General features: G+C 65.0%; 19 protein-coding genes. 12 read left to right on the forward strand and 7 right to left on the reverse strand.

All coding sequences use genetic code 11. The features are described from left to right. Positions 1–191 precede the first annotated feature (191 nt). The 11 genes from QZY48_RS01710 to QZY48_RS01760 all read left to right on the forward strand — a co-directional run bounded on the left by QZY48_RS01710 (position 192) and on the right by QZY48_RS01760 (position 11,742). Complete coding sequence (locus QZY48_RS01710; protein WP_295426887.1) at positions 192–2,639, forward strand: bi-domain-containing oxidoreductase; 2,448 nt, start codon at positions 192–194, stop codon at positions 2,637–2,639. Next, on the forward strand, positions 2,633–3,859 hold the full coding sequence (locus QZY48_RS01715) for a glycosyltransferase family 4 protein (RefSeq protein WP_295426889.1): 1,227 nt from the start codon (positions 2,633–2,635) through the stop codon (positions 3,857–3,859). The genes QZY48_RS01710 and QZY48_RS01715 overlap by 7 nt, the downstream gene beginning before the upstream one ends. Positions 3,860–4,121: 262 nt before the next feature. Continuing rightward, positions 4,122–5,831, forward strand: a complete 1,710-nt coding sequence (locus QZY48_RS01720) for an alginate lyase family protein (RefSeq protein ID WP_295426891.1) — start codon at positions 4,122–4,124, stop codon at positions 5,829–5,831. Positions 5,832–5,835: 4 nt separating this feature from the next. Further along, a complete protein-coding gene (locus QZY48_RS01725; protein ID WP_295426893.1) occupies positions 5,836–6,417 on the forward strand; it encodes a glycosyltransferase in 582 nt (193 codons plus the stop codon). Then, positions 6,371–6,607 (forward strand): hypothetical protein, encoded by a 237-nt coding sequence (locus tag QZY48_RS01730; RefSeq protein ID WP_295426895.1) that lies wholly within the window; start codon positions 6,371–6,373, stop codon positions 6,605–6,607. The genes QZY48_RS01725 and QZY48_RS01730 overlap by 47 nt, the downstream gene beginning before the upstream one ends. 131 nt (positions 6,608–6,738) lie before the next feature. Then, positions 6,739–7,188, forward strand: coding sequence for a hypothetical protein (locus QZY48_RS01735; protein WP_295426897.1), 450 nt, complete (start codon positions 6,739–6,741; stop codon positions 7,186–7,188). Between the two features lie 304 nt (positions 7,189–7,492). Next, positions 7,493–9,775, forward strand: coding sequence for a bifunctional diguanylate cyclase/phosphodiesterase (locus QZY48_RS01740; protein ID WP_295426899.1), 2,283 nt, complete (start codon positions 7,493–7,495; stop codon positions 9,773–9,775). Positions 9,776–10,048: 273 nt separating this feature from the next. Continuing rightward, positions 10,049–10,843: a GNAT family N-acetyltransferase gene (locus QZY48_RS01745; RefSeq protein WP_295426901.1), complete on the forward strand. Its 795-nt coding sequence runs from the start codon at positions 10,049–10,051 to the stop codon at positions 10,841–10,843. A 41-nt stretch (positions 10,844–10,884) separates the two neighbouring features. Beyond that, positions 10,885–11,142 carry a hypothetical protein gene (locus tag QZY48_RS01750; RefSeq protein WP_295426903.1) on the forward strand — a complete coding sequence of 86 codons (258 nt, stop codon included), beginning with the start codon at positions 10,885–10,887 and terminating at the stop codon, positions 11,140–11,142. A gap of 37 nt (positions 11,143–11,179) precedes the next feature. Further along, positions 11,180–11,428: an AbrB/MazE/SpoVT family DNA-binding domain-containing protein gene (locus QZY48_RS01755; protein ID WP_295426905.1), complete on the forward strand. Its 249-nt coding sequence runs from the start codon at positions 11,180–11,182 to the stop codon at positions 11,426–11,428. Next, positions 11,416–11,742, forward strand: a complete 327-nt coding sequence (locus tag QZY48_RS01760) for a type II toxin-antitoxin system PemK/MazF family toxin (RefSeq protein WP_295426907.1) — start codon at positions 11,416–11,418, stop codon at positions 11,740–11,742. The genes QZY48_RS01755 and QZY48_RS01760 overlap by 13 nt, the downstream gene beginning before the upstream one ends. An 82-nt stretch (positions 11,743–11,824) precedes the next feature. Here QZY48_RS01760 and QZY48_RS01765 read toward each other — a convergent pair whose 3' ends face one another. The 7 genes from QZY48_RS01765 to QZY48_RS01795 form a co-directional block, all read right to left on the reverse strand. Next, positions 11,825–12,274 (reverse strand): DUF29 domain-containing protein, encoded by a 450-nt coding sequence (locus tag QZY48_RS01765; RefSeq protein WP_295426910.1) that lies wholly within the window; start codon positions 12,272–12,274, stop codon positions 11,825–11,827. A gap of 51 nt (positions 12,275–12,325) precedes the next feature. Further along, on the reverse strand, positions 12,326–13,468 hold the full coding sequence (locus tag QZY48_RS01770) for an AAA family ATPase (RefSeq protein ID WP_295426912.1): 1,143 nt from the start codon (positions 13,466–13,468) through the stop codon (positions 12,326–12,328). Further along, on the reverse strand, positions 13,468–14,538 hold the full coding sequence (locus tag QZY48_RS01775; protein WP_295426914.1) for a reverse transcriptase family protein: 1,071 nt from the start codon (positions 14,536–14,538) through the stop codon (positions 13,468–13,470). The genes QZY48_RS01770 and QZY48_RS01775 overlap by 1 nt, the downstream gene beginning before the upstream one ends. A 273-nt stretch (positions 14,539–14,811) precedes the next feature. Continuing rightward, positions 14,812–15,747 (reverse strand): bifunctional enoyl-CoA hydratase/phosphate acetyltransferase, encoded by a 936-nt coding sequence (locus QZY48_RS01780; protein WP_295426917.1) that lies wholly within the window; start codon positions 15,745–15,747, stop codon positions 14,812–14,814. 40 nt (positions 15,748–15,787) lie between these two features. Beyond that, positions 15,788–16,357 (reverse strand): YggT family protein, encoded by a 570-nt coding sequence (locus tag QZY48_RS01785; protein WP_295426918.1) that lies wholly within the window; start codon positions 16,355–16,357, stop codon positions 15,788–15,790. After that, the gene (gene proC, locus QZY48_RS01790; RefSeq protein ID WP_295426920.1) at positions 16,354–17,184 is read right to left on the reverse strand and encodes a pyrroline-5-carboxylate reductase; all 831 of its coding nucleotides are present in this window, start codon (positions 17,182–17,184) and stop codon (positions 16,354–16,356) included. The genes QZY48_RS01785 and proC overlap by 4 nt, the downstream gene beginning before the upstream one ends. Positions 17,185–17,250: 66 nt before the next feature. Then, positions 17,251–17,979 (reverse strand): YggS family pyridoxal phosphate-dependent enzyme, encoded by a 729-nt coding sequence (locus tag QZY48_RS01795; RefSeq protein WP_295426921.1) that lies wholly within the window; start codon positions 17,977–17,979, stop codon positions 17,251–17,253. Positions 17,980–18,047: 68 nt separating this feature from the next. Between QZY48_RS01795 and QZY48_RS01800 the strand changes: the two genes are divergently transcribed. Further along, positions 18,048–18,322: hypothetical protein (locus tag QZY48_RS01800; protein ID WP_295426924.1), on the forward strand; the 275-nt coding region annotated here is incomplete at its 3' end.

The following is an 18,322-nucleotide window of genomic DNA, read 5'->3' on the forward strand; positions in this document are numbered from 1 at the left end:
CGCGCCGTAGGAGCGGCCCCCCGGCCGCGACGGGCCGCCGCGACGAGGGTGGCCGGATATGATCAAGGCCTCCCGATCCCCTCGCCAACGTCGATCTCGCGCGTCCGCTCGGGCGACCGCCAAACCGGCGGGTAGGCCGCACGACAGCTCGTACAAACACCTGTTCTCCCTCATTTTATCTGAGTTTTAGCTTGAAACAAATTCTGCAGAATCTTAAGGATGGCCGTACTGAGCTGGCCGAGGTGCCGTGTCCGCGGGTGGGTCGCGGGGCGCTGTTGATCCGCACGTCCTGTACGCTGATCTCCGCCGGGACTGAGCGGATGTTGGTGGACTTCGGTAAGGCCAATCCACTGGAGAAGGCGCGCCAGCAGCCGGAGAAGGTGCGGCAGGTGTTGGAGAAGGTGCGCACCGATGGTCTGGTGCCGACCCTGGAGGCGGTGCGCAACAAGCTGGAGCAGCCGTTGCCGTTGGGCTATTGCAACGTCGGGGTGGTGGCGGAGCTGGGTGCGGGGGTAGCGGGATTTGCGGTGGGCGACCGGGTGGCGTCCAACGGCCGCCATGCGGAGATGGTGAGCGTGCCGGTGAATCTCTGCGCCCGGATCCCGGATGGCGTGGGGGACGAGGCGGCGGCCTTTACGGTGATCGGGGCCATTGCCTTGCAGGGTATCCGGCTGGCGGCGCCGACCTTGGGCGAGGCGGTGGTGGTGACCGGGCTCGGGTTGATCGGGCTGATGACGGTGCAACTGCTGCGTGCCCATGGCTGCCGGGTACTGGGCATCGACCTGGACCCGGCCAAGCTGGCGTTGGCGCGCCAATTCGGTGCCGCGACGGTGGACCTGGCGGCGGGGCAGGACCCGGTGGCGGTGGCCGCGACCTTTGCGCGCGGGCGCGGGGTGGATGCGGTCATCATCACGGCGGCGACGCGCAGTCATGAACCGGTGCATCAGGCGGCGCTCATGTGTCGGCGGCGTGGGCGGATCGTGCTGGTTGGGGTGGTGGGGCTTGCGTTGTCGCGGGCGGATTTCTACGAGAAGGAGCTGAGTTTTCAGGTTTCCTGCTCCTATGGGCCGGGGCGCTATGATCCGTTGTACGAGGAGCACGGACAGGATTATCCGGTGGGTTTCGTGCGCTGGACCGAGCAGCGCAATTTCGAGGCGGTGCTGGATATGTTGGCCGATGGGCGGCTGGATGTGGGGCCGCTGGTGTCGCATCGGTTTGCCTTGGCGGAGGCCGAGCGCGCCTATGCGGTGGTGGGCGGGGCTGAGCCGTCGCTGGGGATCCTGTTGGAGTATCCCGGGGGGGATGACGCGCGGCTGCGGGAGCGTTCCTACTCGCTCCCATGCTCTGCTTCCTTCTCGCTCCCATGCTCTGCTTCCTTCTCGCTCCCACGCTCTGCTTCCTTCTCGCTCCCACGCTCTGCTTCCTTCTCGCTCCCACGCTCTGCGTGGGAGTGTCGTGCGGACGCTCTGCGTCCCGACGGTGGGCTGGACGCTGGAGCGTCCGCGCTTGCTCCCACGCTGGAGCGTGGGAGCCAGATGGCTCGAGGGAGCCAGATGGCTCGAGGGAGCCAGATGGCTCGAGGGAGCCAAGTGGGGGCGGCGGAGGCCGGGGGGGTCAGCTTCATCGGGGCCGGGAATTATGCGACAGGGGTGTTGATCCCCGCGTTCACGGCGGCCGGGGCGCGGTTGGTGTCGGTGGCCTCCAGCGGGGGGGTGAGCGGGGTGCATGCGGCGCGCAAGTTCGGCTTCTTGCGCACCACGACGGACACGGAGTCGCTGTTCGCCGATCCGCAAGCCGAGGCGCTGGTGATTACGACGCGGCACGACAGTCATGCGCGGCTGGTGTTGCAGGGGCTGGCGGCGGGGAAGGCGGTGTTTGTGGAGAAGCCGCTGTGCTTGACGCTGGAGGAGCTTGGGCGGATCGAGACAGCGCTTGCGCCCTCGCTCCCACGCTCTGCGTGGGAGTGTCGTGCGGACGCTCCGCGTCCCGAGGGTGGGCTGGACGCTGGAGCGTCTGCGCGTGCTCCTACGCTGGAGCCTGGGAGCCAGAAACTCTTGCTGATGGTCGGCTTTAACCGCCGCTTTGCGCCGCAGGTGCAGAAGATCAAGGCGCTGCTGGCCGGTGTGACGGGGCCGAAGGCGTTCGTGATGACGGTCAACGCGGGTACAATCCCGCCGGGACACTGGACCCAGGACCCGGCGGTGGGCGGGGGGCGGATCCTCGGCGAGGCCTGCCACTTCATTGATCTGCTGCGGTTCCTGGCGGGGGCGCCGATCGTGCACCATGCGCGGATCGGGATGGCGTCGGCCACGGGCGATACGGTGAGCCTGCAGCTCGGCTTTGCCGATGGCTCGATCGGCACCGTCCACTATCTGGCCAACGGCAGTAAGGCGTTCCCCAAGGAGCGGTTGGAGGTCTTCGCCGCCGGGCGGGTCTTGCAGCTCGATAATTTCCGGCGTCTGCGCGGCTTCGGCTGGCCTGGTTTCAAGTCGATGAACCTGTGGAGCCAGGACAAGGGTCAGCGCGCCTGCGCCGCGGCCTTTATGCAGGCGTTGCGCATGGGCGGGCCGGCGCCGATTGCGCTGGAGGAGATCCTGGAGGTGAGCCGGGTGGCCATTACGATGGCGCAACCATGCTGATTTTGTTCTTGAGCGATAACTTTGCGCCGGAGGTAAACGCGCCGGCCTCGCGGACATTTGAGCATTGTCGGGAATGGGTAAGGGCAGGGCATCGGGTGACGGTGATCACCGGCGTGCCGAACTTTCCCGCCGGGAAGGTCTTTCCGGGCTACCGTAATCGACTGTGGCAGCGCGAAATAATGGATGGTATCGAGGTGGTGCGCGTCTGGACCTATGTCACTGCCAACTCGGGTTTCACCAGGCGGACGCTCGATTATTTGTCTTTTATGATGACCGGGTTTTTGGCCGGCGTGCTACAGCGCCGGCCGGATGTGATCGTCGGCACCTCGCCGCAGTTTTTTACCAACTGCGCGGCCTGGGTCCTTTCCGTCCTGCGGCGGCGGCCATTTGTGTTCGAGTTGCGCGATCTGTGGCCGGAGTCGATCAAGGCCGTCGGCGCCATGTCTGATTCAGCGCTGCTGCGGCTCATGGAGCGCCTGGAGTTGTTTCTCTATCGTCGCGCGGCGGCGGTGGTTGCGGTCACCGCGTCGTTCCGGCGCAACTTGATTGCACGCGGTATCGACGGCGAGAAGATCCAGGTCGTTACCAACGGCGTAGACCTGACGCGCTTTCGTCCAATGACGCGTGATCCGGAGCTGGCGGCGCGACTGGGGCTGACCGGCAAGTTCGTCGCGGGCTACATCGGCACCCATGGGATGGCGCATGCGCTGGAGACGGTACTGGCGGCGGCGGCGCTGCTGCGGGCGCATCCGGAGGGCGTCCTGGTACGCATCGTGTTCTTGGGTGACGGTGCCCGCAAGCAGGCGCTGAAGGCGACCGCGCAGCGCATGGGTTTGGACAACATCCTTTTTCTCGATACGGTGCCGAAGGCCGAGGTGCCGCGCTACTGGTCGTTGCTGGATGTCTCGATCATCCATCTGAAGAGGAGCGACAACTTTACCCGGGTGATTCCCTCGAAGCTGTTCGAGTGCATGGGCATGGGCGTCCCGGTGCTGCATGGCGTGGCGGGCGAGTCCGCCGAGATCGTGGAACGCGAAGGGGTGGGCCTGGTGTTCGAGCCGGAGAACGCGCAGGCGCTGTGCGAGGGTGTGCTGCGCCTGGCCCGGGATCAAGCCCTCTACCAACGCCTGCGTGCGCAGTGCCTGGCGGCGGCGCCGCGCTATGACCGCACGGCGTTGGCGCGGCGGATGTTGACCATCCTGGAACGCGTTGGCAGGTGAGACCCTGAGTAACGAGTCAAGAGCCAGTTGCACACAAACACGATCGTTGTCGTTGTCGTTGTCGTAATCGGAGAATCGATGCAATCCGGCGTGCGAGAGAATCCGGGGGCGCTACGATAACCTCGATTACGATTACGATTACGATTACGATTACGACAACGACAACGACAACGACAACGACAACGACAACGACAATGGCGCAAAAGCACTCCCCAATGGATTTGTTTAACCTATCACTGAACCGTTCCTGAGCCGCTACGCGTTGTTGTTACGCTACTGGCACACGCTACGCCATCTGCGCCCGGTGCAACTGTACGGACGATTCTGGTTTCGGCTGTACCGACCGCGCCTGGATGAGCGCCTGGCTCCGCCACTGCGGCGGCTGGAGCCACACTGGGCAACGCCGGTGGCGCGGCCGGTGTCGCTGCTGGGACCGGAGACCTTGCGCTTGCTGAACGAGGAGCACCGGGTCGCAGGGTCAGCGGACTGGAACCATCCGCGGCGCGACCAGCTCTGGCTCTACAACCTGAGCTATTTCGATGATCTGAACGCGGTTGAGGCGCCGACGCGAGCCAACTGGCAGCGGGCGCTGCTGCGGCGCTGGGTGGCGGAGAATCCGCCGGGCATCGGCACCGGCTGGGAGCCCTATCCGACCTCGCTGCGGATCGTCAACTGGGTCAAATGGGCATTGGCGGGCAACGCGCTGCCGCCCGACTGTCTACACAGCCTGGCGGTGCAGGCGCGCTGGCTGCGGCGGCGGATGGAGTATCATCTGCTGGGGAATCATCTGTTGGCGAATGCCAAGGCATTGGTCTTTGCCGGGTCCTTCTTTCACGGCGACGAGGCGGATGCGTGGCGCGCGCAGGGGCGGGGGATACTCTCGGCGCAGCTCTGCGAGCAGGTGCTGCCCGACGGCGGGCACTGCGAGCGCAGCCCCATGTACCATGCGATCCTGCTTGAGGATGTGCTGGACCTGGTGAACCTGGCCACTGCCTATCCGGCGACGATCGATCCAGGGTCACTGGGGTTCTACCGGGACCAGGCGCAACTGATGGCGCAGTGGCTGCAGGCGCTGTGTCACCCGGATGGTGAGATTGCCTTCTTCAACGATGCGGCGCTGGGGATTGCGCCGACCCTGGTGCAGTTGATCGACTACGGGCGGCGGCTCGGGCTGCGGCCGGCGGAGTCTGCTGCCGACGGTTTGGTCTGGCTGCGCGAGTCGGGCTATCTGCGCCTGACGCGGGGGCCGGCGGTGGCGCTGCTGGATGTGGCGCCGATTGGACCGGATTATCTGCCGGGACATGCGCATGCCGACACGCTGTCGTTTGAACTGTCACTGTTCGGGCGGCGGGTGATCGTTAACGGCGGGACCTCGCGCTACGGCAGCGGCCCGGAGCGGCTGGCGGAGCGGGGTACCGCGGCGCACAGCACGGTGCAGATCGACGGGGCGGATTCGAGCGAGGTCTGGGGCGGTTTTCGGGTCGCACGGCGGGCGCGGCCGTTGGATGTGCGGGTGGACCCGGTCCCGCACCTTGACCTGGTTGCGCTGCGCGGGAGCTTGGGGCGGCCAGGCGCACGCCCACCAGCCACCCCATCGCCGGACGGTCCACTCCTGGCCTCGGCCGCCCACGACGGTTATCGCCGACTGCCGGGGCGACCGCTGCATCGTCGCACCTGGGAGCTGACCCCGGGCCGCTTGACGGTGACCGACCGCATCGAGGGTGTGTTCAGTGAGGCCACCGCGCGGTTCCATCTGCACCCCGAGGTCGTGGCCGAGGGGACGAGCGAGCGGGGTCGCCTGCATCTGCCCGGCGGGCGGATCGTCCGCTGGCAGGTGTCGGGCGGCCAGGCGCGCATCGTTGCCGATCAGTGGCACCCGCAATTCGGCCTGAGTCTCCCGGCGCAGTGCTTGGAGGTGGTCCTCACTGGGGATGGGTGCCGACTGGAGCTTGACTGGGTGATATGGACCTGATGCGGTGGATTATCTGAGCTTTTATCTGACTGTGGGCTGGCACTTGCGCAGGCTGGCGCGGGCGGACGACGTGGTGGTCGCCATGACCGACCCGCCGCTTCTGTCCGTGTTGGTTTATTGGGCTCTGACCGGTCGGCCGGTGCGCGTGGTGAACTGGCTGCAGGACCTGTACCCTGAGGTGGCCACGGCCCTTGGTGTCGGGGCCTTGGGTGGTCGGCTCGGGGCTTGGCTACGCCAGGTGCGTAATCGGTCCCTGCGACACGCGACGCTGAATGTGGCGATCGGTGAGCGGATGGCCAAGGCGGTGCGGGCGACCGGGATCCCTTCAGGGCAGGTTCGCGTGCTCCATAACTGGGCCGATTGCGAGGCCATTCGCCCGCTCGCGCCCGCGGCGAATCGGCTGCGTCGCGAGTGGGGGGTGGAGGATGCCTTCGTCGTGGGCTACTCCGGGAACCTGGGGCGGGCGCACGCCTATGCGACGGTGCTCGATGCGGCGGCACTCCTATGGAATCGCGGCGGCGGGCCGACCGATCCTGTTTGTGGGCGATCCGGACGGCGAGATCCCGCGGCTGCTCGCAACCTATGATTGCGGCCGAGCCGTCGCCGAGGGGGACGCCGCGGGCTTTGCCGCAGCGGTGCGGCAGTTGCGCGACGATGCAGACGCGCGGGAGCGCCAAGGGAGCAATGCGCGGCGCATGTTGGAGGATCGCTTCGGGCAGCAGCAGGCGTTGGCGGCCTGGGAGGCGTTGTTAGGCGAAGTCGCGCTTTCACGGTAAAGTTGCAGCCCATGGCGCCACGCCGTCGCGGGCCCGTCAGGCGCCTGCGGGGTGTCGGCGACCCTGAACCGGGGGCCGGTTGCTGCCTGCCGTCCCCCGTCGCGCCTTTACCTTGGAGCGGGATCACCCAGATGAGTCCAACCCCCAGTACCCGAAACCCCGATCCCGCACCCGCCATGGGCGGCCGGCGCCGCCGCGTCGCCGCCGGGTGGGTCGCCGCCGCCGCCGTCCTGTGTGCCCTGACGGGGTGCTCCGCGCACACCCGCGACGCGGCGGCGCGGCAGGTGCATGAGATTGGATGCCTCAGCCGCTGCCAGACGGTCAAGGATCGGTGTGACGACGACGCCCGTTACGACTACCGACAGTGCGAGGCCGGCTATCAGGTCGCCCAACGCGATTTCCGCTGGTGCAACTCCAGCAGCGAGCCCGAATGCGGCTACCCCTGGTGGTCGTGCAGCGAGAACCTCTACGGGTATTGCACCAATCGCTTGCGGGAATGCAGCGACGCCTGTCGGCAGCCGCGGCGCTGGGCCACTGGATCACGCCCGCCCCGAGCGCGTGGCACCGCCGTTCGCCAGTGACTCCCGGCCGCCCGGGTCCCGCGGGAATCGCCCGGCGGTTCAGGCGATCAACGCGGGGATCATCGGTTGGGTGGATTTCCCCTGGCTTTCCGTGAACCCGGTCACATTGCGCCGCCCAATCTGCGCCTAATCTGACGGTACAGAAGAAGAAAAAATCGGCCGCCGCGCGGCGGCGATCCGTCTCGCGTGGGCGCCAGTCGTTGTTGGGCAACCGAACTCCGGACGACTAGGCAAGATGGTTCCAGGCAAGTCCAATGTGGTTGAATTCCGTCGCCGCGCGTGGTCGGCGACCGCGAATCTGTGCGTGGCCACCCACCGCGACGCGGCGCGGCCCCAGGCCCAGGGGATGCTCGCGCTCGCGGCGGCGGCCAGCCGGTTTGAAGAGGCCCTCACCACCCCCGACCTCGACCTCGCCGACCCGCGGGACGAACTTACCTGTTACCGGGACCTCTTTGAGCGGGCGCCGGTCGCTTTCCTGGTCATGGGCCTCAACGGCCGGATCGCACGCGCCAATCGCGCCGCCGCAGCCATCCTGCGGCCCGGTCAGGCGTCGCTCGACGGGCACTTCCTGCGGGAATTCTGCTCCGGGGATGGCGCCCACCAGGTGGCCGGGCACCTCGAACGCCTCGCCCGGGGGGCCGCCTTCGACCTGTGCGAGTTCACGCTCGAGCGCGCCGACGGGCCGCCGCTGCCGGTGCGCATCGAGACGCTCAATCTCGGCACCCCGGGGGACGGGCCACTGCGTGCCGTCTTGCTCGATGCCTCCGGGCTCGAAGAACTGGAAGAGGGTCTCAGCCTGGCCGCCAGCGTGGTGGAGCATAGCGCCCAGGCCGTCATCGTCACCGATGCTGCCTATCGCACCATCGCGGTGAATCCCGCATTCACCACGATTACGGGGTACACCGCCACCGAGTCCCTGGGCCAGGTCCCCGGCGTGTTCCTTCAGGCCGGCGGGGTCGAGGGCCCTGATCATCCGATCCTGACGCAATTGCGCGCCCGCGGTTACTGGCAGGGCGAGATAGCGAACCGCCGCAAGGACGGGGACACCTACATGGAGTGGGCGCAGGTCAACGCCATCCCGGACGCGCATGGCGGGGCGAAGTACTACGTCTGCATGCTCTCCGACATGACGGGCCAGGATGCCGCGAAAAACTCACTCGTCCAACTCGCCTATTGCGACAGCCTCACCGGGCTCGCCAACCGTGCCAGCCTGCTCGAGCACCTCGGCCGTGCCCTGAGCGCGGCGCGCCGCGACAAGCATCCGTTAGGGCTGATCTACATCGATCTGGACAAGTTCAAGGAGGTCAACGACGGCCTGGGGCACAGCGGCGGCGACCGCTTGCTGCAATTCTTCGCCACCGCGCTCAAGGCGTCCGTGCGTCGGACGGACCTCGTGGCACGGATCGGCGGCGATGAGTTCGCCATCATCATGCCCGATCTCTCGGTGGAGGGCGCTGCCGGCCGGGTCGCCGCAAACATCCTCGCGCAACTGGCAGCGACCCCGTTTCGCGAGCATGGCCGGGAGCTGAGCGTGGGTGCCAGCATCGGCATCACACTCTTCCCGAAGGACGGCAAGACACTGGAAACCCTTCTGAACTGTGCTGACAGCGCGATGTACGAGGCCAAGAAGGCCGGCGGCAACCGGGCCTGCTTCTATTCGCCGCAGACCAGTCCCGATTTCAAGCAGCACGACGAATTGGCAGCGGACCTGCGCCACGCCTGGGGCCGCCGGGAACTGGTCATCCAGTATCAGCCGCGGGTCAGACTGCGCGACCTGCGGATCAGCGGCTGCGAGGTCATCCTGGGCTGGAACCGGCCGGGGCACGGTCTGCTCGACCCGGGAACCTTCTCCGCGCTCGTCGCAACCACCGGAATGATCACGGCGTTGGAGCATTGGCTGATGCGCACGGTGACGGCACAGGCGCAGCAGGCGGGTGCCGGTGGTTTGCGCGAGCTGCGGGTCGCCTTCGGCATCGCGGCGCCGCATTTCGATCCGGACCACCTCGCACCCTTGATCCGGCGGGTGAGCGCCGCGCTGTCCGCACGGGCCTTCGTGGTGGAACTGGAGATCCCTGAATCAGTCATCGTGCGCCATTCGCAAGGCACGGTTCACGCACTCGCGCGCCTGCGTGAACAAGGTGTGCAACTAACGCTGCGGGACTTTGGGTCGGATGCCATTGCACTGCGCCAACTCGGGGAAGTGCCGCTGACCCGCGTGAAGATCGCGCCGTCATTGCTGCGGGACCTGGAGGCGAACCCGGCCGCCGCGACCATCGTTAAGGGGATCATCGCGCTGGGTCACGCCTTTGGGTTGGCGGTCCTGGCCGATGGGGTGGAGACCCCGGGTCAGGTGCGCATCCTTACGCAATACGGTTGCGACGAGGCACAGGGACCCCTGTTCAGTGCGCCGCTCCCCGGGGCGGCCTTGGCGGCCCTGCTGGAGCAGGCCTCCCCGGTGCCTGCGGGGTGCGATACCGCGGGCGCGCCGGCCGCCGCGGGCCGCGCCGGGACCTGGGTCGCGCGGGCGGCGTCACGGGCCATCGCGTGCCTGCGGGCGTCCTTGCGGTCTGCACCGCGGGGAGTCTGACGGCATTGCTCGAATCGGCGCGGCATTTCCAGGCTGCGACCTGCATCAACAACGGGCGTTGGGAAGCCGGTCAATCTTCTTTATAGTAATTTTCTATGCTGGTTTGCGAGTGGCACCGCGACCTGCGTCGCAAATGACCGTCCGTCGGACCGGCAGTCGTTCTGAGGTTGCCTGGCCTGCCGCGCCGTGCTCTATTGTGCGCTGCAACAAATGACCGCGGTCACTTCGCCGCCCTGGCCTTTCGCCCAACTGCCCGACCGGCAGGGGATCCGCATGACGACACCCACGCACCTCCACCATGAGATGCGGCGCTTAGACCCGCGCTTCACACCGCTGACTCTGCGCATCCGCCCCTCGGGCCGCGCCGATCGCGAGCGCCTTGACCTGTGCTTTCGCACCCTCTCGCCCGAGTCCAGCCGCCTGCGCTTCTTCGCCACCAAGCGCGCCCTGAGCGAGAAGGAACTCGACTTTTTTTCCGGTGCCGACGGCGGCGATCACATCGCGTTGGCCGCGATCCGGCTGGACGAGCAGGGACAGGAGCAGGAGGCCCTGGGCTTCGTGCGCTGTGTCCGCCTGGTCCCGCGCGGCCCCTGCGCCGAGTTCTCCATCACCGTGTTGGACGCCGAACAGGGGCGGGGCCTGGGCTCCGCGCTGGCCGATGCCGTGATGCAGGCGGCCGCGGCCGCCGGCATCCGCCAACTGTGCTTTGAGGTGCTGGCCGACAATATGCAGATGCGCAAGCTTGCCCGCCACATGGGCGGCACGGCCCAGCGCGTCGAGGACGGCACCCTGGAGTACGACTGCGCCTTGACGCCCGCCCCGGCAGCGGCGCCGACGCTGGCACCGGAGCCGCCCCCGGCACCAGCCCCCGTGGCGGCGCCGACACCGGCCCCGGCCCCCGTCCCCCCGGCCTGGGTCCTGCCCTGGTTCGTTGGCCCGCGTGGTCTGGTCGGGGCCTGGTTCCAGGGTGTCGATGACACCCTGGTGCTGGCACAGCGGGCGCAGACCAACCTGCTGCGCTGGTGGGGCATCCGCTCCCCTGGGCACGCCACCCCCGGCGGCGTCTGAGACGAAACCGCCGCCGCGGCACGGGCTAACCACCCCGGACCATGAAAGTCCCCCGTGGGAGCGGCTTCAGCCGCGACGAGGCCACGTCAGGGTGGCGGCAGTCGCTGTGCCAACTGCACCCGCAGGTCCGCCAACTCTTGTTCGACCTGTCGGCGCGCCCGTGCCTCGGCGTCGGCGCGCTGGGTCTGCGCCTCGGCGCGCCGCTCGGCGTCACGTCTGGCCTGTGCCTCGGCCTGCGCACGCTCCTCGGCATCGCGTCGGCCCCCGGAATCGCACGTAGAGTCCTGCGCATGTTATAATATTGTTATTACATCAGATGAAAATCGGCCAGCATCCATGAGAGCCACAATCCGAAAAATCGGCAATTCGCAAGGTGTCCTGATCCCCAAGGCCCTGCTCGCGCAGACAGGAATCGACCACATCGCCGAGATGGCGGTTGAAGATGGTGCCATCGTGTTGCGCAAGCCAAGGCCGGCAGTGCGGGAAGGCTGGGCGGACGCCAGTCGGGCGCTTGCTGCCGCGGGCGGTGACGCCCTTGTCTGGCCCGTATTCGCCAACGAGGATGACGCACGATGGGATTGGTGACGCGGGGCGAGATCTGGCTCGCCGGCCTCGACCCGACGATCGGCAGCGAAATTCAGAAAACACGGCCGTGCCTGATTATTTCACCGGCGGACCTCAACGATCACTTGCGAACCCTGATCGTGGCACCGATGACGACCGGGAGTCACCCCGCCCCGTTCAGAGTCCCGCTGACATTCCAGGGAAAGGTCGGCCTGATCGTGTTGGATCAAATCAGAACCCTGGATAAGACGCGTCTCATCCGCAAGCTCGGGGCGGTGGACGCCAAGACGCTCGGCGAGGTGCTCGCTGTGCTTCAAGACTTGTTCGCGCAATAGCGCGGCGCCCCCCGGTTGGGCTCGGCCGCGCGATTAAGATTCGATTGAGCCTGGCCCCCCTACCAACTTGCCGTGCACTGGGTCAGTCGAGCGATGCCGGCCAAAACTCCGGATTCATGATCTGGTCGAAAGTCCAGGGACAGGATTCCGGGAAATCGCCTGTCCCGGTGTCTCTTGCCGCTTGCGAAACTGTATCACCCCAGACGACGCCCCACCATTCGGCATCGCTTGGTTTCGCCTTCAGACTGGGGACCTGCTTCAGGTGTAACGTAATCGCTTTGCGCTGAGTCCGGACGGTGATTTCCCAACTGGCGCCGTGCCGTCCCGGTTGCAGCTGCCACTTGAGCAGATGGGCCAGCAGTACCGCCATCCGACTTGCCAATTCGCGTTGTTCGCTCTTGCCCACGTCTTCGATCTCATCAGCGATATGGTCGATGTCGAGGGCGTCAAGACAACCGGCCCGGAGCAGCCGCGCCTGTTCGTTGGCCCACGCCACCACGTCGTTGTCGTAACTGTTCGGGTCAGCGCGCATTGCGCCTCCTGTCGGTCGTTGTCTAAGGGGTGTGACAAGAACGCCTTTTCCCTATTCTTCTGTGGCATGCCCTGCAGCAATGTTGGGCTCCGTCAGGAACGCCGCCAAGATTCTTGAAAACTCGCGCATTTCATTGTCGTTCTTGTCACATAAGTATTCAAATATGCGGCTCCTGGACATCAGCCGCTGCCGAATGAGTTCCTTGAAAAGAGACTTCGAATTCCAGGCCCGCGCATCGTCAGCAAGTCGAGGCGAAAACTCCGGCTGTTGGTATTTAGAGATTATGAATTCGATAAATTCTTTCAGGACGTCGTCTTCGGTCAAGATGTATCGATCCCAACCCCGAAATCCATAAAGTACGCTCTTAACGTAGCTATACGAGGTTAGCCGAACCTGTACCTCGTTTCCTACCGTGTCCATGTAATATAGTTCTCTCGGGTCGAGAGTTCGCATCATTGCCAATGAGTGTGTTGTGAAGGTCACATTAACTCCGTATTGTGCACAAAGGCTGCGAAGTTCGGTAACCAGTCGGACCTGCGCAGCGGCATCAAGAGAAATGTCTATTTCGTCAACGAAGATGAGTCTGCATCGCGATCGGATGCGCTTGTACAAGTTGACAAGAAAGTACTCTCCGGAACTGAAGTAGTCCTCGCGAATATACCGGCCGTCTGGAAGTCTTATGCAGTAGTACGTGGATCGTTTAACCCTGACCTCAACCAGAGAGGCAAATTTTTCGTTCCGGTAGATACTCTTTAGAAAAGCAATCAGCTCGAGTGGTGAGTCGAAGTCTTCGAGTATTAAGGCACTTCTTATGTCCAAGTCGGCGTCGCTGATAGACTTGAAGAAGTTGAACCGTTCGCCGAAAGGAATTGATAGTTCGGCTGAGACGGCGGTTTTCCATGCGCTCGGTACTGTCTGACGGCAGTTGAGGCTCCGAATTACGTTGTCGTACGAGAAAACGATCTTCTCGGCGTCCAATTCGTATTCAATGGAGCTGTCCGCGTTGAAGATTCCGACGGCAGCAGTCTTAATGAATGTGTCTGCAAAGGATATGTTCCGTATCGCCCTGGCCAGGGTTGTCTTCCCGCATCCGTTCTTGCCAACGATCGCCATTAGGCCATTGCGATCAAAATCGATCGCGACCCGAAGAAGCCGGATATGTTGAATGCTCCTGAGAGTGACAATGAGGCCCATCACTCGAACGACCGATGAACGAACATATCAATAATGGTTGCGCCATACTTTCGTCGCAACTTTTCCAGGTATCCCTTATCAATCGTGTTAATGTAGTTCAGGAAGCCGGAAACGCGCTCCACGCCCTTGTCAAGGTCTCCATCAATCTTGTCGAGAAATTTGCTTCTGTCTCGGAGATAGAAGTGCAGCAAAGTTTCGATTTCTGCACGTATCTTGGAATCTACGCCAACTTGTCCAATCGGCAAAATGACCATTCCGAGAATCTTCACCTTTCCGCCGATTCGAAAGTAGCGACACTTACGCTCGTTCAGGACCAGCCTGCCTGCTGTGAAATCTGATAACGTCAGCGCGATATGATCTTTTATCTGGCTCAACGGCTCCTGATCTTGCGCCGAAATAATGAGGTCGTCGGAGTATCGTGTATAGATGGCAGAAATGGATTGGCAATGTGCCTCCAAAGAGTCGTCGAAGGGGCGAAGCACGGCGTTTGTGATTGTTGGCGACGCAGGAAGCCCTGTCGGCAACGTGTCGCCAATGCAGACCAAATCAAGAATTCGATCCTTGTAGACATCGACATCGGCAATCGGTGTGCAGTCTTGACCAGCCGAAATGATGTCGCTCACCATTTTTCGATTGATGCTTGCGAAGAAGGCGCTTATGTCCGCCTGAAAAAAGCGCCTGCTTTTCGCATGCGGTGCGACCGCATCGTAAGTCCCGACGCCCTTGCGATAAGAGAAGACGACATCCTTGTTGACAGGTAGGCGCTCGAAAAGAAAGAGATTCAGGAATGTGTGGAAAGCCTTGAGTTTCTTGTTTGGCTTCAGTACCTCTCGCGTTTTATCGTGCTTTTTGTAATGCGCAATCTCGTAATTGCTTGCAATATCACCGCTTACGAAGTCCTGAAAGTCAAACTTGTCGTGATACATGGCTCTAAAGAGGGACTCAAGGGGCCTCTTCTGCCCTGCGACCACAATATTGTTCATCGGGCGTGCTTCGGTCCATGGATCCTGAGGCATCTGCTCGTGTCGGCTGTCTGAGCGCCGCGGAGGGTTCGGCTGTACTTGATGCATGTTGTCTGCCTGCGTTAGAATCGCACAATGCTAGCGACTAGGAGCATCTCCAGTCACTTAAGCTAGCCTCTACCCGGTCTTGATCTACTTTGCGTTTGTGTGGCCCGTTGCCCTGAGGGGCTTCGGGTCGCACAGATCGTAGGCAGCTTGCCGGTCAAGATCCAGAACCCGAACATCTCCGGCACAGCGTTGGGGCTCCTTCGTCACCCGAACCTACGGCCTTACCCCCCGGGTTCGCCTGATCTCCCGCCGACCCACCAAGCCAGGTGCCCCTCACGCGCCGGCCTTCTTCTTCATCAGCAATATCGCCAGCGCAATCGACTGCAATTTACTCTCCGGGCTGTCGACGCGCGAGGGCACCACGACCGGCGTCTTGCAGCCGACGACCACCCCGGCGAAGACCACCTTGACCCAGATTTGCAGCGCCTTGTAGATGGCGTTGCCCATGTTGATGTCGTGGGCCAGCAGCACGTCGGCCCGCCCTGCCACCTCGCCCTTGATCCCTTTGTGCCCGGCGGCGTAGGGCGAGATCGCGTTGTCGAGCGCGAAGGGGCCATCGACGGTGCAGCCGGGGAGTTGCCCCTGGCGGCACAGTTGCGTGAGTTGCTCGGCATCCAGCGTGGCCTGCTTTACGCTCGGCTGGAGGTCTTTGTTCTCGATCTTTTCGATGAATGACAGCGCCGCCACCCCCGGGTGTTCATAACCCAGGGCGTGCATGACGTCCACCGCGTTCATGACGATATCGCGTTTGCGGGCCAGGTCCGGGGCTATGTTGATCCCGGCGTCGGTGATGATCATGATCCGGTTTTCGCCGGGTGAGGTAAAGGCGCCGACGTGGCTCAGGACCCGGTCCGTGCGCAGCCCGTTGTCCTTGCGCAGCATCTCGCCGATCAGGTCGGCCGTGCTGACCCGCCCCTTCATCACGACCTCGCACTCGCCCGTGCGCACGAGCTGGACGCAGGACGCGACGCACTCGGCGTCCGCGGCGGCATCGATGATCCGGAAGCGGCTCAGATCCACCGCCAACTCCTCGGCGATCCGCCGGATCCTGGCCTCCGGCCCCACGAGGGTCGCATCGAGGATCCCGTGGGTCCAGGCCTCATGGATCGTCTTGATCGTGTCCGCGTCGTCGGCCGCCGCCACGGCGATGTTGGTCCGCAGGCCGAGCGCGCTGACATGATCGACCAGGTCTTCAGTTCTATGAATCATCGGTGGGGGGTCCCGATCGTGCCCATTGGCATCGCCTGCGTCAAAACGGGCTGCCGGTCAGCCATTTGAACGGCGGTACCAGCAACATCTCCAAGAGGACCAGGGCGATCATGACCGCCAGGGGCGACAGGTCGATGCCGCTGATCGGGGGCAGGGCGCGCTGGGCGGGGCGCAGCAGCGGGTCCGTGAGGCGCGTGAGCAGCCCGATAGCGGGGTTGTAGGGGTCGGGATTGATCCAGCTCAGGAGGGCGCGGATCAGCACGGCGAAGAGGGCGATATTCAGCACCAGCTCCAGCAAGGCCGGCAGCGACCAGAGCGGGGCGCCGATGGGGTTGAACCCGAGCAGCAGTGCCAGCAGCGCCAGTTCGAGTGTCTGCAGCAGCCACACGAGCACCAGGGATGCGGTGTCCATCCCGCCCACGCTGGGGATCACCTGACGCAGCGGGCGCAGCACCGGGGAGGTGATGCGCACGATGAACTGGGAGAACGGGTTGTAGAAGTCCGCGCGCGCCCATTGCAGCAGGAAGCGGATCAGCACCACCGTGATGTAGAGCCCGAACAGGGTCTGGACGAGGAAGACCAGGGGATTGGTAAGGTAGGCGCCGCTCATGACTGCTCCAGCAGGGTCCGGGAGATCTCGGCCGCGCGGTCGCGGGCGGCCAGTGCGGCGCGCCCGACCAGGGCGCGCAGTCCGGCCTCCTCGAAGACCGCGAGTGCGCGCTCGGTGGTTCCGCCCGGGGAGGTCACCTGTTCGCGCAGTCGTGCCGGGGGTGAGTCACTCTCCACCGCCATGCGGGCGGCGCCGAGCGCGGTCTGGATGGTCAGCAGGCGGGCCGTCTCGGCATCCAGGCCCAGGTCGATCCCGGCCTGTTCCAGGGCCTCCATCAGCAGGAAGAAGTAGGCCGGGCCGCTCCCGGAGATGGCGGTCACCGCGTCGATCTGCGCCTCGTCGTCCACCCAGCGGATGAGTCCGGTCGCGCGCAGGATCGTCTCGGCCTGGTTGCGCCCCTCCTCGGTGACCTCGGGGCTGGCGTGCATCCCGATGGCCCCGGTCTGGACCAGCGCCGGGGTGTTGGGCATGGTGCGCACCACCGGCACCGGCGCGCCCAGCCAGGTCTGGATGGCTGCCTCCGTGACCCCGGCCATGATCGAGATGACCAAGGGCCCAAGCTCGGAGACCAGGCTGCCGATCTCCCGGCAGACCTGCGGTGCCAACTGCGGTTTGACGCACAGGATCAGGGTCGCGGCCTCTCCTACGGCCTGCCGGTTGTTCGCGCAGCAGCGTACGCCGAAGCGCGCGGTCAGCTCCTGGCGGCGGGCCTCGTTGGGCTCGGCGACGCGGATGGACGCGGGTGGGCAGCCGTCGGCAAGCAGCCCGGCGAGCAGGCTGCCCGCCATGTTGCCGCCGCCGATGAAGGCAATACTGGGTGTGCTCATGAAGGTTCCCATGGTGCTGCGGTCCCCATGGACCGTCGGAAAACGCCGTCGACAGGCCGATCCCACTCAGGGGTCGACCAAGGCCAGTTCTTTATTATACGGACGCGCCCCGAAGATCGCCGTACCGATCCGCACCAGGGTGGCCCCCTCCAGCACGGCCGCCTCCAGGTCGTCGGACATGCCCATGGACAGACAGCCGAGCGGTTGCTCCGGGGTCGCCAGGCGGTCGCGCAGCAGGCGCAGCGCACGCAGGGGTTCGCGCCGGCCGTGCGGGTCGGCGGCGGGGGCCGGGAGCGTCATGAGCCCCATGACCTGTAACCCGGGCAGGCCGGCGCAGACCGCGAGCAGGTCCGCGACCGCCCCGGGCGCGACCCCGCCCTTGCTCGCCTCGCCGCTCGTGTTGACCTGCAGGCAGACCTTGAGCGGCGGGCGCCCCGCGGGCCGCTGCTCACTCAGGCGCCGGGCGTGGCCCAGGTCCGCGAGCCCATGGACCCAGTCGAAGCCGGCGGCGATCAGGCGCGTCTTGTTGGTCTGGAGGCGGCCGATGAAGTGCCATTCGATGGCCAGATCGGTCAACTGCGCCTGCTTGTCCAGGGCCTCCTGGACATAGCTCTCGCCGAAGGCGCGCTGGCCGGCGGCATAGGCGGCGCGCAGCGCCGGCGCGCCCTGGTGTTTGCTCACCGCGACGAGGCCCACGCTGTCGGGTGCACGGCCGGCCTGCCGGGTCGCGGCCAGGATGCGGGCCTGGACCGCGGCGAGCTTGACAGCGATCGCAATGTTCTGATTGGCGTTCATAATTCCGGCTGGTAGGGGTGTCGTTGTCGTTGTCGTTGTCGTAATCGTAATGGGAGAAGCGAGGTAATTTGGCGTGCGGGAGAATCCGGGGCGCTACGATAACCTCGATTACGACAACGACAACGACAACGACAACGACGCGACGACCATTCCCTAACGGGCCGCTGATCTGCGAGGTCGACCGGCTAACGGTCATGGCACCCGCGCCACCCCGGAACATGAAAGTCCGCTCGACCGCTAGCTCGATGGCCAGCGTGCGGGGCGGCGTAGTCAGGGCTTCCAGCCCTGACTGTTCCAGCCCCGACACCGTCAGGCCAGGATGGCCTGACTACGCACCTTCACG

The sequence above is a fragment of the uncultured Thiodictyon sp. genome (assembly GCF_903828115.1).
In the GTDB taxonomy this organism is placed as follows: Bacteria; Pseudomonadota; Gammaproteobacteria; order Chromatiales; family Chromatiaceae; genus Thiodictyon.

Excerpts from the sequence above, each read along its gene's own strand:
- QZY48_RS01760 (WP_295426907.1), top strand. The coding sequence starts at position 11,416 with ATGGGATTGGTGACGCGGGGCGAGATCTGGCTCGCCGGCCTCGACCCG.
- QZY48_RS01780 (WP_295426917.1), bottom strand. The coding sequence starts at position 15,747 with ATGATTCATAGAACTGAAGACCTGGTCGATCATGTCAGCGCGCTCGGC.
- QZY48_RS01745 (WP_295426901.1), top strand. The coding sequence starts at position 10,049 with ATGACGACACCCACGCACCTCCACCATGAGATGCGGCGCTTAGACCCG.
- proC (WP_295426920.1), bottom strand. The coding sequence starts at position 17,184 with ATGAGCACACCCAGTATTGCCTTCATCGGCGGCGGCAACATGGCGGGC.
- QZY48_RS01715 (WP_295426889.1), top strand. The coding sequence starts at position 2,633 with ATGCTGATTTTGTTCTTGAGCGATAACTTTGCGCCGGAGGTAAACGCG.
- QZY48_RS01735 (WP_295426897.1), top strand. The coding sequence starts at position 6,739 with ATGAGTCCAACCCCCAGTACCCGAAACCCCGATCCCGCACCCGCCATG.
- QZY48_RS01765 (WP_295426910.1), bottom strand. The coding sequence starts at position 12,274 with ATGCGCGCTGACCCGAACAGTTACGACAACGACGTGGTGGCGTGGGCC.
- QZY48_RS01795 (WP_295426921.1), bottom strand. The coding sequence starts at position 17,979 with ATGAACGCCAATCAGAACATTGCGATCGCTGTCAAGCTCGCCGCGGTC.
- QZY48_RS01775 (WP_295426914.1), bottom strand. The coding sequence starts at position 14,538 with ATGCATCAAGTACAGCCGAACCCTCCGCGGCGCTCAGACAGCCGACAC.
- QZY48_RS01770 (WP_295426912.1), bottom strand. The coding sequence starts at position 13,468 with ATGGGCCTCATTGTCACTCTCAGGAGCATTCAACATATCCGGCTTCTT.
- QZY48_RS01755 (WP_295426905.1), top strand. The coding sequence starts at position 11,180 with ATGAGAGCCACAATCCGAAAAATCGGCAATTCGCAAGGTGTCCTGATC.
- QZY48_RS01785 (WP_295426918.1), bottom strand. The coding sequence starts at position 16,357 with ATGAGCGGCGCCTACCTTACCAATCCCCTGGTCTTCCTCGTCCAGACC.
- QZY48_RS01750 (WP_295426903.1), top strand. The coding sequence starts at position 10,885 with ATGAAAGTCCCCCGTGGGAGCGGCTTCAGCCGCGACGAGGCCACGTCA.